The 13,979-nt window shown below is 68.2% G+C and carries 14 protein-coding genes; 1 reads left to right on the forward strand and 13 read right to left on the reverse strand.

Annotated elements, in window-relative coordinates:
• From rpsB to sidA, 3 genes are all read right to left on the reverse strand, one after another.
• The coding region (rpsB, locus tag V7D28_RS09215; protein ID WP_333587086.1) for a 30S ribosomal protein S2 at window positions 1-316 on the reverse strand (316 nt) is incomplete at its 3' end.
• A 181-nt stretch (window positions 317-497) separates the two neighbouring features.
• A complete protein-coding gene (dnaE, locus tag V7D28_RS09220; RefSeq protein ID WP_333587087.1) occupies window positions 498-3,941 on the reverse strand; it encodes a DNA polymerase III subunit alpha in 3,444 nt (1,147 codons plus the stop codon).
• 40 nt (window positions 3,942-3,981) lie between these two features.
• The gene (sidA, locus tag V7D28_RS15330; RefSeq protein WP_442957914.1) at window positions 3,982-4,074 is read right to left on the reverse strand and encodes a cell division inhibitor SidA; all 93 of its coding nucleotides are present in this window, start codon (window positions 4,072-4,074) and stop codon (window positions 3,982-3,984) included.
• A gap of 78 nt (window positions 4,075-4,152) precedes the next feature.
• Between sidA and V7D28_RS09225 the strand changes: the two genes are divergently transcribed.
• On the forward strand, window positions 4,153-4,599 hold the full coding sequence (locus V7D28_RS09225) for a VOC family protein (protein ID WP_333587088.1): 447 nt from the start codon (window positions 4,153-4,155) through the stop codon (window positions 4,597-4,599).
• Here the strand turns inward: V7D28_RS09225 and V7D28_RS09230 are convergent.
• From V7D28_RS09230 to V7D28_RS09275, 10 genes are all read right to left on the reverse strand, one after another.
• Complete coding sequence (locus tag V7D28_RS09230) at window positions 4,584-5,276, reverse strand: ABC transporter ATP-binding protein (RefSeq protein ID WP_333587089.1); 693 nt, start codon at window positions 5,274-5,276, stop codon at window positions 4,584-4,586. The two genes, V7D28_RS09225 and V7D28_RS09230, sit on opposite strands and share 16 nt — an antisense overlap.
• Window positions 5,269-6,504, reverse strand: a complete 1,236-nt coding sequence (locus V7D28_RS09235) for a lipoprotein-releasing ABC transporter permease subunit (protein WP_333587097.1) — start codon at window positions 6,502-6,504, stop codon at window positions 5,269-5,271. Before V7D28_RS09235 ends, V7D28_RS09230 begins: the two co-directional genes overlap by 8 nt.
• A 35-nt stretch (window positions 6,505-6,539) precedes the next feature.
• A complete protein-coding gene (proS, locus tag V7D28_RS09240; RefSeq protein ID WP_333587090.1) occupies window positions 6,540-7,856 on the reverse strand; it encodes a proline--tRNA ligase in 1,317 nt (438 codons plus the stop codon).
• A gap of 305 nt (window positions 7,857-8,161) precedes the next feature.
• A complete protein-coding gene (locus V7D28_RS09245) occupies window positions 8,162-8,422 on the reverse strand; it encodes a DUF1467 family protein (RefSeq protein ID WP_333587091.1) in 261 nt (86 codons plus the stop codon).
• Window positions 8,422-8,844: a methylmalonyl-CoA epimerase gene (gene mce / locus V7D28_RS09250; protein WP_333587092.1), complete on the reverse strand. Its 423-nt coding sequence runs from the start codon at window positions 8,842-8,844 to the stop codon at window positions 8,422-8,424. Before mce ends, V7D28_RS09245 begins: the two co-directional genes overlap by 1 nt.
• Window positions 8,845-8,919: 75 nt before the next feature.
• A complete protein-coding gene (locus V7D28_RS09255) occupies window positions 8,920-10,602 on the reverse strand; it encodes a ribonuclease J (protein WP_333587093.1) in 1,683 nt (560 codons plus the stop codon).
• Complete coding sequence (locus V7D28_RS09260; RefSeq protein WP_333587098.1) at window positions 10,602-11,378, reverse strand: type III pantothenate kinase; 777 nt, start codon at window positions 11,376-11,378, stop codon at window positions 10,602-10,604. The genes V7D28_RS09255 and V7D28_RS09260 overlap by 1 nt, the downstream gene beginning before the upstream one ends.
• Window positions 11,375-12,118: a biotin--[acetyl-CoA-carboxylase] ligase gene (locus V7D28_RS09265; protein WP_333587094.1), complete on the reverse strand. Its 744-nt coding sequence runs from the start codon at window positions 12,116-12,118 to the stop codon at window positions 11,375-11,377. Before V7D28_RS09265 ends, V7D28_RS09260 begins: the two co-directional genes overlap by 4 nt.
• Before the next feature lies 1 nt (window position 12,119).
• The gene (gene nuoN, locus V7D28_RS09270) at window positions 12,120-13,550 is read right to left on the reverse strand and encodes an NADH-quinone oxidoreductase subunit NuoN (RefSeq protein ID WP_333587095.1); all 1,431 of its coding nucleotides are present in this window, start codon (window positions 13,548-13,550) and stop codon (window positions 12,120-12,122) included.
• A gap of 13 nt (window positions 13,551-13,563) precedes the next feature.
• On the reverse strand, window positions 13,564-13,979 hold a 416-nt coding region (locus V7D28_RS09275), incomplete at its 5' end, for a proton-conducting transporter transmembrane domain-containing protein (protein WP_333587096.1).

Consider the following 13,979-nt stretch of genomic DNA (forward strand, 5'->3'; position numbering starts at 1 on the left):
AGTTGGTGAGCGTGCCGCCCAGCCAGCGGTGGTTCACATAGTACTGGGCGCAGCGCTTGGCCGCCGTGGCCACGGGCTCGGACGCCTGACGCTTGGTGCCCACGAACAGGATGCGGCCGCCGCCGGCGGCCACGTCGCGAGCCTTGACCAGGGCCTGATGCAGCAGGGGGATGGTCTGCGACAGGTCGATGATGTGGATGTTCGACCGAGCGCCGAAGATGTAGCGTTCCATCTTCGGGTTCCAGCGGTGCGTCTGGTGGCCGAAGTGAGCGCCAGCTTCCAAAAGCTGACGCATGGAGAAGTCGGGCAGCGCCATAGAATTGCTCCTTTTTCCGGTGCGCCTCCGCAGACCAAAACCCCGAAGGGCCCGGAACGGCGATGATCGGGATGTCTCCCCGGCCATAGCCGAACGTCTGCGTGTGTGATGGTCGGCCCAATAAGGCCCGGCGGGGAAAAAAGCAAGCCTGCGCGCGGCGCGGTTCGGCCGGCCCCGGCGTTCAGATGTCCTCGACGAAGAGGACGCCCGGCGCGGTCTTCAGCGCCCCGCGCACCGCCCCGTCCAGGGTGAACCGGCCCGGCAGCTTGACCTCCACCTCCCGACCGCCGTCCAGCGGCGCCGTCAGGATGATCTCTCCGCCCCGGCTGTTGGCCATGCCTTCCAGTCGCCGCTTGAGGGCGTCGATCTCTGCGCTGCGGGGCGCCAGATGGACCCGCAAGCCGGCCACGGCGTTCTCGATCACCTTTTCCACCGGATCGGCGTCGTCGCCGAAGAAACGCACCTCCCCGTCCCGCGCCCGGGCGCGCACCTTGACCGAGACCGCCCGCCCCGGCTCCAGCAACTCCCGGCAGCGGCGCAGGGATTCCGGTGGGAACAGCACTTCGTACTCTCCGGTGGGATCCGACAGGGTCACGAAGGCGAACTTCTCGCCGCTGGACTGGGAGGCCCGCTCCTGCTTGCGCCGCACGATGCCGGCCATGCGGAACACCTCGGCGCCCGCCTCGGCCCGCGGAATGACGTCGGCCAGCAGCTCGGTCCGCCGGCGTCGCAGGGCGGGCACCATGTCTTCCAGGGGGTGGCCGGACAGATAGAAGCCCACCGCCGACAGCTCCTCGTCCAGCCGGTCGGCCGGGGTCCACATCTCCGCGCGGGGCAGGCGCGGACGGCCGACGCCGGCCTGGTCGCCGCCGAACAGGCTGGCCTGGGCCGAGGCCCGGTCAGACGCCACGCTCTGGGCGTAGGCGATCAGGGTGTCGGCGGCGGCCAGGAGTTGGGCGCGATTGGCGTGAATGGAATCGAAGGCTCCGGCCCGGGCCAGGGTCTCAAAGGTGCGCTTGTTGACATGCTTGGGATCCACCCGCTCGACGAAGTCGAAGATGTCGCGGAAGGGGCCGCCTTCGCGGCGCGCCTCGCACACATGCTCCATGGCCGCCAAGCCGACATTGCGCACCGCGCCCAGGGCGTAGAGCACCTCGCCGTCGCGTACGGCGAAGTCGGCTTCCGACAGGTTGATGTCCGGCGCCCGGATCTTCACCCCGAAGCGCTTGGCGTCCTGATAGAAGACCGCCAGCTTGTCGGTGTTGGCGATATCCAGGCTCATGGAGGCGGCGAAGAACTCCACCGGCGCATTGGCCTTGAGCCAGGCCGTCTGGTAGGAGACCACCGCATAGGCGGCCGCGTGGCTCTTGTTGAAGCCATAGCCTGCGAACTTGTCCACCAGCTCGAAGATCGAGGCCGCCTGGGCCTCGGGCACCCCCCGCGCGCTGGCGCCTTCGACGAACATGGCCTTCTGCTTGGCCATCTCGTCCTTCTTCTTCTTCCCCATGGCCCGACGCAGAAGGTCGGCGCCGCCCAGCGAGTAGCCCGCCAGGATCTGGGCGATCTGCATCACCTGTTCCTGATAGACGATGATCCCGTAGGTTTCCTTGAGCACCGGCTCCAGGGAGGGATGGAGATAGTCGATCTCCCGCCGGCCGAACTTGCAGTCGACGAAGGCCGGAATGTTGTCCATCGGGCCGGGACGATAGAGCGCGCCCACGGCGGTCACGTCCTCGATGGAGTTGGGCCTGAGCTGGCGCAGGGTGTCGCGCATGCCCTGGCCTTCCATCTGGAACACGCCCACGGTCTGGCCGGCGGACATCAGCTCATAGGTCTTAGCGTCGTCCACGGGAAGCACGCCCATGTCCACCCGCGCGCCCCGCTGGTCCATGAACTTCAGCGCCCGGTCGATCACCGTCAGGGTCTTCAGCCCCAGGAAGTCGAACTTCACCAGGCCCGCGCTCTCGACCCATTTCATGTTGAACTGGGTGGCCGGCAGGTCCGAGCGGGGGTCCTGATAGAGGGGGGTGAGTTCGGTCAGGGGCCGGTCGCCGATCACAACGCCGGCGGCATGGGTCGAGGCGTTCCGATAGAGCCCCTCGAGCTTGAGGGCCACATCCAGAAGCCGGGCCACGGCCTCGTCCTCGTCGCGGGCGGCCCGCAGCCTGGGCTCGATCTCGATGGCCTTGGCGAGCGTGACGGGATTGGCCGGGTTGGCGGGCACCATCTTGGCCAGGCGGTCGACCTGGCCCAGGGGCAGCTGGAGCACCCGGCCCACGTCCCGCAGCACCGCCCGGGCCTGAAGGGTGCCGAAGGTGATGATCTGGGCCACCTTGTCGCGGCCGTAGCGCTGCTGAACGTAGGTGATCACCTCTTCGCGGCGATCCTGGCAGAAGTCGATATCGAAGTCGGGCATGGACACCCGCTCCGGATTCAGGAACCGCTCGAACAGCAGGCCATAGCGCAGAGGGTCCAGGTCGGTGATGGTCAGCGAATAGGCCACCAGCGACCCCGCGCCTGAGCCCCGGCCCGGCCCCACCGGAATGTCGTGGGCCTTGGCCCATTTGATGAAGTCCGACACGATCAGGAAATAGCCGGGGAAGCCCATCTGGGTGATCACCCCCAGCTCCACCTCCAGCCGCTGCCAGTACTCCGCCTCCGGGCGGACATTGGCCTGGCCGGCCGCCATGCGCGCCTTCAGCCCTTCCCGCGCCTGATGGGCCAGTTCCTCGGCCTCGCTGCGGTCGCCCTCCGTGGGGAAGCGCGGAAGGATGGGATCGCGCTTCTTGACCATGAAGGCGCAGCGTCGGGCGATGTCGAGCGTGTTGTCGCAGGCCTCCGGCAGGTCGGCGAACAGGGTCCGCATGTCCTGCGGCGGCTTGAACCAGTGCTCGGCGGTGACCCTGCGGCGTTCGTCCTGACCCACAAAGGCGCCGTCGGCGATGCATAGCAGGGCGTCGTGCGCCACATGCATGTCGGCCTGCGCGAAATAGGCGTCGTTGGTGGCGACGAGCGGAACGTCCTCATCATAGGCGAAGGCCACCAGCTCCGGCTCGGCCAGGGCCTGGGCCGCAAGACCGTGGCGCTGCAGCTCCACATAGAAGCGGTCGCCAAACACCCGGTGCATCTCGGCCAGGGCCGCCCGCCCCTCGGCGACCTTGCCGGCGGCGAACAGCGGGTCCACCGGACCATCCCAGCCCCCGGACAGCAGGATCAGGCCCTCGGACAGCTCAGCCACCCGCGCCCAGGGCACGGCCGGCTCTTCGACGCCGCCGACGCTGTCCACATAGGCGGCCGACGAAAGCTCGGAGAGGTTGAGATAGCCCTGCTCGCTCTGGGCCAGGAGGACGATGGTAGGCGTGCGCGCCCATCGCTCCCCCATCCGCTCGCCGATGCCGGTGACGGCCAGGGCGCAGCCGACGATGGGTTGCACGCCTTCCCCCTGGGTGGCCACCGAGAATTCCAGGGCGCCGTAGAGATTGGTGCGATCGGTCAGGGCGACGGCCGGCATGTGGTGCGCCGCGGCCAGCCGCCCAATGGCGTCGGCCTTGATGGCGCCCTCGAGCAGCGAATAGGCCGAGCGTACCCGCAGGTGGACAAATCCCTCGCCCTGCTGCTCGCTCATCCGCACCTCCGTCCCGATCCTGCCGGCCCGCCCGACGCGCTCAGCCCATCAGATAGGCGGCCTGACAGACCGCCCAAACGAAACCCGAGACCGAGGCAAATGCCAGTGATTCCAGCGCCAGCCGAATGACCATCGCGACCCCCTTGTGGATGTTCCTTGAATGTTCTTATTCTCCCTTTGTTCTCATCGTCAATAGGAAAGCCGACGCGCCATGGACCAGAGACTGAGCCTCATCACCCTCGGCGTCGCCGACCTTGCCCGGGCCCGGGCCTTCTATGAGGGCGGCCTGGGCTGGCGGCCGGTGAGCGTCAACGAGGGCGTCTGTTTCTACCAGCTGCCGGGGCTCGCCCTGGGACTGTTCGGTCGCGAGGACCTGGCGCAGGACGCCCATCGTCCCATTGATGGAAGCTTCAGCGGGATCACCCTGGCCATCAACGGCCGCGACCGGGCCGAAGTCGATCAGATGTATGCCGAGGCCCTGGCCGCCGGCGCCGCCGCCCTGAAGCCGCCGCAGGTGGTCTTCTGGGGCGGCTACTCCGGCTACTTCGCCGATCTGGACGGTCATGTGTGGGAGGTGGCGCACAATCCGGGCGCGGTGATCCAGGCCGACGGCGCCACCTGTTTCGGCGGCGGCGACGAGGCTCAGAACATCGATTGAGGTTCCAGATGCCCGTCCTTCAGCGCCAGGACGCGGTCCATGTGACGGGCGAGCTCAAGATTGTGAGTGGCGATCACCGCGGCCACCCCCGTCTCGCGCACCAGTTCATGCAGGGCTGAGAAGACGTCGGCCGAGGTGGCGGGATCAAGGTTCCCCGTCGGCTCGTCGGCCAGCAACAGGCGCGGCGCATTGGCCAGGGCCCGGGCGATGGCCACCCGCTGCTGTTCCCCGCCCGACATCTGGGCCGGTTGGTGGTCGAGCCTGTGGGCCAGGCCAAGCCGGGTGAGCAGCTGGGCGGCGCGCTCCCGCGCCGGAGCCTGATCGGCGCCGGCGATCATCTGCGGCAGGGCCACATTGTCCAGGGCGCTGAACTCGGCCAGCAGGTGGTGGAACTGGTAGACGAAGCCGATGGCGCTCAGGCGGACGCGGGTGCGCAGCCGCTCGCTGAGCTTCGAACAGTCCCGGCCTTCGATGGCGATGGTCCCGGCGTCTGGCCGCTCAAGCAGGCCCGCCGCATGGAGCAGGGACGACTTGCCCGAGCCCGACGGGCCGATCAGGCCGATGATCTCGCCCGCATGGACATCGAGATCGACGCCCCGCAACACGGTGAGCCGGCGATCACCGGTGACATAGGTCCGCTCCAGGCCGCGGACGCTCAAGGCCGGCGCCTCACTCATAACGCAGCGCCTCCACCGGATCGAGGCGTGAGGCCCGAAGGGCTGGCGGCAGGGTCGCCAGGAACGAGACGGCCAGGGCCCAGCCCACCACGATCAGCACCTCCTGCCAGTCCACCCGGGCCGGAATATGGGCCAGGTAATAGATGTCCGAGGCGAAGACCTCCGCGCCCGTCGCCCATTCCACGAACTCCTGGATGGGGCCGATGAAGATGCAGAACAGCACCCCCAGCACGAGGCCCACCAGGGTTCCCAGCGCGCCGACGGACGCCCCGGCCATGAAGAAGATCCGCAGGATCGCCCCCTGCCCCGCCCCCATGGTGCGCAGGATGGCGATGTCGCGGCCCTTGTTCTTCACCAGCATGACGAGGCCAGAAATGATGTTCATGGCCGCGATGGCCACGATCAGCATCAGGATCAGGCGCATGACGTTCCGCTCGATCTTCAGGGCGTTCCAGAAGCTGGCGTTGCGCTGGGTCCAATCGGTGACGATGGCCGAGGGGCCGGCCAGTTCGGCGATCTGGGGTTTCAGCGCCGCGGCCCTGTCTGGATCAGCCACGCGGATCTCCACCACGTCCACCACCCCTTCGCGGGCGAAGAACAGCTGGGCCTGCTCCAGGGGCATGTAGATGAAGAGCTGGTCGTACTCGCTCATGCCCACGCTGAAAGTGGCCGCCACAGTGTAGGTCTTGCGTTGCGGGGTATAGCCAAAGGCCGTCGCCCCGCCGCTGGGCGAGATCAGCGTCAGGGGATCGCCGGGAGACACCCCAAGCGTCTCGGCGAGACGCTCGCCCACCACCACCAGGTCGCCGCCATACTCGCCCTCGCCGAAGCCCTCCAGAGAGCCGCCGACGATATTGCCCGAGACGATCTCCGTGCGCCGCAGGTCGGCCTCGCTCAGGCCGCGGACCACCGCGCCGCTGATCTGCCCCTGGCCCAGCGCCATGGCCTGGGCCTCCACCATGGGCGCGGCCTGGGTCACGCCCGGCAGGGCTGCGATCTCTCCGGCCAGCTGATGGACCTCGGGCTCGAACAGCGAGCCGCCGGACACGAAGACATGGCCGTTGAAGCCGAGGGTGCGGTCGAGCAGCTCCGTGCGGAACCCGTTCATCACCGACATGACGATGATGAGCACCGCCACCGCCAGCATGATGCCCACGAAGGAGATGACAGAAATCAGGGCCACCCCGCCCTGGCTGCGCTTGGCCCGGAGATAGCGGCCGGCGAGCATGCGCTCCCAGCGGCCGAAGGGCGGGGCGGCTGTGCTCACGCGCCGATCACCTGCAGGGCCTCGGCCAGCGGCAGGGACTGGCGCTCGCCGGTCGACCGCCGCTTGATCTCCACCTTGCCCTCGGCCAGCCCCTTGGGACCGACGATGAGCTGCCAGGGCACGCCGATCAGATCCATGGCCGCGAACTTGGCGCCGGGGCGCTCGTCGGTGTCGTCCAGCAGGGGGTCCTTGCCCGCGGCCTTCAGGGCGGCGTAGGCCTCCTCGCAGGCCAGGTCCACGGCGCTGTCGCCGGGCCGCAGATTGATGACGACGGCGCCGAAGGGGGCCACGGCGTCGGGCCAGACGATGCCGGCGTCGTCATGGCTGGCCTCGATGATGCCGCCCACCAGGCGCGAGACGCCGATGCCGTAGGAGCCCCCGTGGATGGGCCGCTCCTGCCCGTCGGGGCCGGTGACCACGGCGCGCATGGGGCGGGAGTATTTCTCACCGAAATAGAAGATGTGCCCCACCTCGATGCCGCGCGCCGACAGGCGGTCGTCGGGAGAAACCTCGGCCTCGAACCGCTCGGCTTCGTGCATGTCCTCTGTGGCCGCATAGAGGGCCGTGCGCTGATCGACGATGGGTTGCAGGTCGCCGTCCCAGTCCACGTCGCCCGGCGGCGGCATCTCCACCAGGTCGCGGTGGCAGAAGACCTGGCTCTCGCCCGTGTCGGCCAGGATGATGAATTCGTGGCTCAGATCGCCGCCGATGGGGCCGGGATCGGCGCGCATGGGCACAGCCTTCAGCCCCAGTCGGGCGAAGGTGTTGAGATAGGCGACGAACATCCGGTTGTAGGCCCGCCGGGCGGCGGCCTCGTCCAGGTCGAAGGAATAGGCGTCCTTCATCAGGAACTCCCGCCCACGCATCACCCCGAACCGGGGACGGCGCTCGTCCCGGAACTTCCACTGGATGTTGTAGAAGTTCTTGGGCAGGTCCTTGTAGCTCTTCACATGGGCCCGGAAGATCTCGGTGATCACCTCTTCGGCGGTGGGGCCATAGAGCAGGTCGCGCTCATGGCGGTCCTTGATGCGCAGCATCTCGTCGCCATAGTCGTCATACCGGCCGCTCTCGCGCCACAGATCGGCCAGTTGCAAGGTGGGCATCAGCACCTCGATGGCGCCGGCGCGGTCCATCTCCTCGCGGACGATCTGTTCGATCTTCTTCAGCACCCTCAGGCCGATGGGCAGCCAAGCATAGATGCCTGCGGCCTCCTGACGGATCATGCCGGCCCGCAGCATGAGCTGGTGCGAGACGATCTGCGCGTCGGAAGGCGCCTCTCGCAGCGTGGGGATGAAGTAACGCGACAAACGCATGCGGCTGGGACCTTCGGGGCGCTGACTCTGATGTTGCGGCCCTGATTAGCCTTGCGCCTTCGACCTTGGCAATCGAAGCGGCGAAAAGAAGGCCGCTCGCAAGATGCGGGCGGCCTTGAAGTCGGTCATCGGGGAAAACGCTGCGCAAGCCGGCCGGGCCTGCTTGGCTGACCCCGTTGTAACCCCTGTAACAGCCGGCCCGGCTCGCCGAACCTGGCGTCATGAGCCGGCTTGGCCCCTAACGCCCAAAATCCGGGCGATCGCGCCTCGAGCCGCCGAAGATCGCGTCAGTCGGCCGAGGCGCCTCAGAAGTTCGACGGACCGCTGGGCATGGGGATCAGGCCCAGCCGGATCACCAGCCAGACCACCACGAACACAATGGCCGAAACCCAGGTGGTGGTCAGAAACTTCTGTTTCAGCTTGGGGTCTACCGGCGCGCCGGGGTCGCCCCCGTCCCCAGGATCGATGCCGGCGTCGGCATGGCTGACCGTGCCCAGGGGAAGAATGGCGAACAGCACCACCCACCAGATGATGAGGTAGGTGGCGATCGAGGTGGTGACCCCCATCAGTGCGCTCCCTTCGGGGTTTCCATCAGTTCCACCAGCACCCCGCCCATATCGCGGGGATGAACGAAGATCACCGGCGTTCCGTGGGCGCCGATCCGCGGTTCGCCCGTGCCCAGAACGGTGGCGCCCTTGGCGCGCATCTCATCGCGGGCGGCGATGATGTCCTCGACCTCGAAACAGACGTGATGCTGGCCGCCGGCGGGGTTCTTGGCCAGGAACCCCTTCAGCGGCGAGTCTTCGCCGAGCGGCTCGATGAGCTCGATCTGGGCGTTGGGCAGGTTGACGAAACAGACCCAGACCCCCTGCTCTTCCAGGGCGCGCTTCTCGGTGATGGAGGTGGCGCCCAGGACGTCGCGATAGAGCCGCACGGATTGCTCGATGGAGGGCGTCGCCACGCCCACATGGTTCAGTTTGCCGATCATGCGACAATCTATAAGCCGGCGGGCCGCCCAGGGCGAGAGCGTTACCCGGCGGCAGCGGGCGATCTCGCGTCGCCTCTAGAGTCGCAGGACCGTGACCTCAACCACGGGCCGGCGGCCCCAGACGCGCTGGGCGGCCTTTTTCAACGCGCGCGCCAGGGCGCTTTCCACCTGCCCGTCGACCTCCCGGTCGGCGCCTGACAGGCGGCCCATGGCGCGTTCGGCCTCCTCGGCGAGGTCGTCCAGGGCCTCGTCCAGGGGATAGTCCTCATCAGCCGGCATGCCGATGGCGCGGACCTGAGGGCCTGAGGCGATCTTGCCGCGGCCGTCCAGGGCCACAGCCACGGTGATGACCCCGTTATGCGCCGCATGGCGCCGTTCGCGCAGGGCCTCGCCATGCTCCACAGTCACCACATTGGCGTCGACGAAGAGACGCCCGGCCGGCGTCTCGTCGATAATCTCCGCCCGCCCGGGCGCCAGTCGCACCATGTCGCCATTCCGCGGCGCGATGGCCTGGGGCACCTGCAGATCAGTGGCGAAGGCTACATGCTCCAGCAGATGGCGGCGCTCCCCATGGGTGGGCACGGCGATCTGCGGGCGCGCCCAGCTGTACATCCGGGCCAGTTCGTCCCGGCAGGGATGGCCCGACACGTGGATGCCCGGGTGGTCGTAGTCGGTGTAGAGACGCACGCCTTGATCCGCCATCCGGTTCTGAAGGTTGCGGATGGCGACCTCGTTGCCGGGAATGACCCGAGACGAAAAGATGCAGGCGTCGCCCTTCCCGAGGGTCACATGCGGGTGGTTCCCCTCCGAAATGCGCGACAGGGCCGCCCGCGGCTCACCCTGGCTGCCGGTGCAGAGATAGAGGATGCCGTCCGGCGGAAAATAGCCCGCCTCATTCTCGCTGACGAAGTCCTTGAGGCCGGAGAACAGACCCACCGATCGGGCGGCGGCGGCCATGCGGTGCATGGAGCGGCCCAGCAGGCAGACCCGGCGTCCATTGGCCTCGGCCGCGCGGATCACCGAGTCCATCCGCGCCACATTGGACGCAAAACAGCCCACGGCCACCTTGCCCTTGAGGCCCGAGATCAGCTTGGCCAGAGCGTCGCGGACATCAGCCTCCGACCCCGATTCCCCGTCCACGAAGACATTGGTGGAATCGCAGACCATGGCCAGGACGCCGTCGTCCCCCAGCCGGCGAATGGCGGCCTCGTCTGTGGGCGCGCCCAGCAGAGGGTCAGGGTCGATCTTCCAGTCGCCGGTGTGGAGAACCACGCCCAGAGGAGTGCGAATCGCCAGGCCGTTGGGCTCGGGAATGGAATGGGTGAGCGTGATCAGCTCGATGTCGAACGGCCCCAGGGAGAGGGTTCCCCCCAGCGGGACGATGGTGATCGGCGCTTCACCGTCGAGGCCCGCCTCGCGCAGCTTCTCGCGCAGCAGGAAGGCGGTGAAGGGGGTGGCGTAGAGGGGTGCGCGCAACCGTGGCCAGAGCCAGGCCACCGCCCCGATATGATCCTCGTGGGCATGGGTCAGGACGATGCCCAGGATGTCGTCGGCATGGTCCTCGATAAAGGCCGGGTCGGGCAGGATGAGATCGACCCCCGGCGTCGTCAGGTCCCCGAAGGTGACGCCCAGGTCGACGATGATCCATTTGCGCGCATGCGGCGGCCCGAACCCATAGAGGTTGAAGTTCATCCCGATCTCGTTGGACCCGCCCAGCGGCAGGAAGACGAGCTCGTCCTGGTCCTTGCCCTTGGCCATCAGGCGTCTCCACGGTTGCGGCGATGAATTTCCAGCATGCCACGGATGGTCAGGTCGGAATCGAAGTGATCGATGGCGGTGCTGGCGCCATGAAACAGCGAAGCCACCCCGCCGGTTGCGATGACGGTCATGGGATGGGGCCATTCGGCCTTGATCCGCGCGATCAGCCCCTCGATCAGGGCGATATAGCCCCAGAAGACGCCCGCCTGCATGGCGCCCACCGTATCCTTGCCAATGACCCTCTGGGGCTTCTGGATGGCGACACGGGGCAGCTTGGCCGCCGCGGCGTGCAGGGCCTCCATGGACAGATTGATGCCCGGCGCGATCACCCCGCCCTCGAATCCGCCGTCCTCGGCGATGACGTCAAAGGTGGTGGCGGTGCCGGAATCGATGACGATCAGATGGCCTGGATAGACGATATGGGCGCCGATGGCGTTCACCAGCCGGTCGGCGCCGGCCTCGGAGGGCTTGTCGATACGCACCGGGATGCCCAGCTCGGCGTTCTCACCGATCACCAGCGGCTCCACATGCAGGTAGCGCCGGGCCAGGTTGCGCAGGTTGAAGATCGACTGCGGCACCACGCTGGAAATGATGCAGGCGTCCAGAACGCCAAACTGCAGCCCCGCCATGTGCAGCAGCTGGGAGAGCCAGACGGCGTACTCATCGGCGGTGCGGGTGGAATCGGTGGCCGCCCGCCACTGGTTGATCCAGGTCTGGCCGTCATGGACGGCGAAGAGGGTGTTGGTGTTCCCCTGTTCGATGGCCAGAAGCATCAGGCGTCTCCAAAAAACACGTCGCCGGCGGTGATGCGGCGCACCTCGCCCCCCGGCAGCCGCAGGCGCAGGGCGCCGTCGGGATCCATCCCCTCGGCGATACCCTCGATGGTCTCGGTGGGCAGGCGCGCCACGCAGGCCTGCCCCATCCCGTGCGCCCTGCGGGTCCAGGCCTCGGCGATGGCGGGGAAGCCGCCGCTGAGCCACGCGGCTTCCCAGCGGGCGAAAGCGTCTGCCAGGATCGGCAGGGCGTCTTCCGGCGCGGGCGGCGGGGCCGCCATGTGGTCGGCGAAGGTCGTGGCGGGACGTTCAGCCGCCTGCGGGGCGGACTTGAGGTTCACCCCGATCCCCACGGCCAGCCAAAGCCCGCCGGCCGCAGCGGGGCCGGACTCAACCAGTATGCCCACCGCCTTCCGCCCGGCGATGAGCAGGTCGTTGGGCCATTTGATGGTGGCGAGCCCCGGCCCGAGGCAGGTGTCGGCGAGGTCCGCGGCCGCCAGCGCCGCCACGAAGGAGAGCTGGGCCGCCTCTCCTGCGCTGCGATCGGTACGGGTCAGCAGAGTGGCGGCCAGATTGCCGCCGCCGGTCTCCCAGGCCCGGCCCCGACGCCCGCGTCCGGCGGACTGGCGATGGGCTGCGATCCAGACGGGCCCCGTCTCCCCGGCCTCGGCGCGGCGACGCGCCTCGGCGTTGGTGGAGTCGAGGGTCTCGTAGAACTCGAGCGGCGGCCGGACCTGCGCCAAATCAGGCCAGGCCGAAGGCCTGCGCCGCCGCAGCGGCCAGGGGGTCGAGGAAGGCCAGCGCCACCAGCACCACGGGGAAGGTGAAGAGGGCCAAGCCGATGGCGATGACCCGGGCCTCCGCCGGCGGCTTGTCGGTGGCCGCCGTCGAGGCGTCGAACCACATGACCTTGATCAGCCGCAGATAGTAGAAGGCCGCCACCACGCTGCCCACCAGGGCGATGACCGCCACCGGCCCCAGGCCTGCGCCGATGGCCGCCTTGAAGACGTAGAACTTGGCCCAGAAGCCCGAGAAGGGCGGCAGGCCCAGGGCCGAAAGGGCGAAGGCCGTCATGGCGAGCGCGATGCCCGGGCGTTCCTTGAACAGGCCCGCCATGTCGCTGATGGTCTCCATGGGCCGACCGTCGCGCGACAGCGCCGCCAGGCAGGCGAAGAAGCCGGTGACGTCCACCATATAGAGGACCATGAAGACCAGCATGGCCTGCACGCCGGCCGCATCGCCGGCCGCAAGGCCCAGCACCGCATAGCCGATATTGGCGATGGAGGAATAGGCCCACAGGCGTTTGAGGTTGGATTGAGCCAATCCGGCGAACGCGCCGACGGCCACCGACATCAGGGCGATGATCACCAGAACCTGGCGCCACTGTTCAGCCGCGCCGCCGAAGCCTTCGGCCAGGACGCGGGCGAAGAGGACCATGGCCGCCAGCTTCGGGGCCGCGCCGAAGAAGGCCACTACAGGGGTGGGGGCGCCCTCATAGACGTCGGGGGTCCACATGTGGAAGGGCGCGGCGGAAATCTTGAACGCCAGACCGCAGATCAGGAAGACGAGGCCGAACAGCACGCCCACGCCCGCCCCGTCCTGAACCGCCACGGCGATGTCGGGGAAGCGGGTGGACCCGGCGAAGCCATAGATCAGCGAGGCGCCATACAGCAGGATGCCCGACGAAAGCGCGCCCAGGACGAAGTACTTCAGCCCGGCCTCGGAGGCCTTGGGATTGTCCCGGTTCATGGCCGCCAGGACGTAGAGCGCCAGGGAGTGGAGCTCGATCCCCACATAGAGCGAGATCAGGTCGCCGGCCGAGGCCATCATGCCCATGCCCAGGGCGGCCAGGACGATGAGCACCGGGAACTCGAAATTGTTGATCCCCCGCCGCTGGAACCAGGGTTGGCCCAGGGGGATGGCGATGGCGCTGGCGGCGTAGATGGCCACCTTGGCGAACACCGAGGCCTGGTCGGCGATCAGGCCTCCGGCGAAGCCCCGGCCCATGGGGCCCAGCACGGCGGCCACGGCCGCGGCGATGAGCAGAGCCACCGCGGCGATGGAAAAGGCCGCGCCCGCGCGGCTCTGGAAGGCGCCCCAGACCAGCAGAGCCAGGGCGCCGCCCGCGAGGATCACCTCGGGCAGGGCCAGAGCGATGTCAGCGGAGAAGTTCATCGGAAAAGCCCCCTCACCCGCCGGTCGCGGCGCGATAGACCGCCACCAGATTGTCGACCGAGGCCTGGGTGTAGTCGAAGACGGCGGCCGGATAGACGCCGAGATAGAGGGTGCCCAGGATCAGGGGGACGAAGATCGACACCTCCCGCCAGTTCAGGTCCTTGATCTCGGCCAGGGCCGGATTGGTGATCTCGCCGAAGATGACGCGGCGATAGAGGGTGAGCGCATAGACCGCCGACAGGATCACGCCCGTGGCCGCCAGGATCGCCGCCCAGGTGGAGGCCTCATAGGCTCCGGCCATGGTGAGGATCTCGCCCACGAAGCCCGACGTGCCCGGCAGGCCCACATTGCCCATGGTGAACAGCAGGAAGATGGCCGCGTACCAGGGCATGCGGTTCACCAGCCCGCCGTAGAAGGCGATCTCGCGGG

The sequence above is a fragment of the Phenylobacterium sp. genome, from assembly GCF_036723115.1.
Lineage (GTDB): Bacteria > Pseudomonadota > Alphaproteobacteria > Caulobacterales > Caulobacteraceae > Phenylobacterium.

Excerpts from the sequence above, each read along its gene's own strand:
- mce (WP_333587092.1), bottom strand. The coding sequence starts at position 8,844 with ATGATCGGCAAACTGAACCATGTGGGCGTGGCGACGCCCTCCATCGAG.
- sidA (WP_442957914.1), bottom strand. The coding sequence starts at position 4,074 with ATGGTCATTCGGCTGGCGCTGGAATCACTGGCATTTGCCTCGGTCTCG.
- proS (WP_333587090.1), bottom strand. The coding sequence starts at position 7,856 with ATGCGTTTGTCGCGTTACTTCATCCCCACGCTGCGAGAGGCGCCTTCC.
- V7D28_RS09235 (WP_333587097.1), bottom strand. The coding sequence starts at position 6,504 with ATGCTCGCCGGCCGCTATCTCCGGGCCAAGCGCAGCCAGGGCGGGGTG.
- V7D28_RS09230 (WP_333587089.1), bottom strand. The coding sequence starts at position 5,276 with ATGAGTGAGGCGCCGGCCTTGAGCGTCCGCGGCCTGGAGCGGACCTAT.
- dnaE (WP_333587087.1), bottom strand. The coding sequence starts at position 3,941 with ATGAGCGAGCAGCAGGGCGAGGGATTTGTCCACCTGCGGGTACGCTCG.
- V7D28_RS09225 (WP_333587088.1), top strand. The coding sequence starts at position 4,153 with ATGGACCAGAGACTGAGCCTCATCACCCTCGGCGTCGCCGACCTTGCC.
- V7D28_RS09245 (WP_333587091.1), bottom strand. The coding sequence starts at position 8,422 with ATGGGGGTCACCACCTCGATCGCCACCTACCTCATCATCTGGTGGGTG.
- nuoN (WP_333587095.1), bottom strand. The coding sequence starts at position 13,550 with ATGAACTTCTCCGCTGACATCGCTCTGGCCCTGCCCGAGGTGATCCTC.
- V7D28_RS09255 (WP_333587093.1), bottom strand. The coding sequence starts at position 10,602 with ATGGCCAAGGGCAAGGACCAGGACGAGCTCGTCTTCCTGCCGCTGGGC.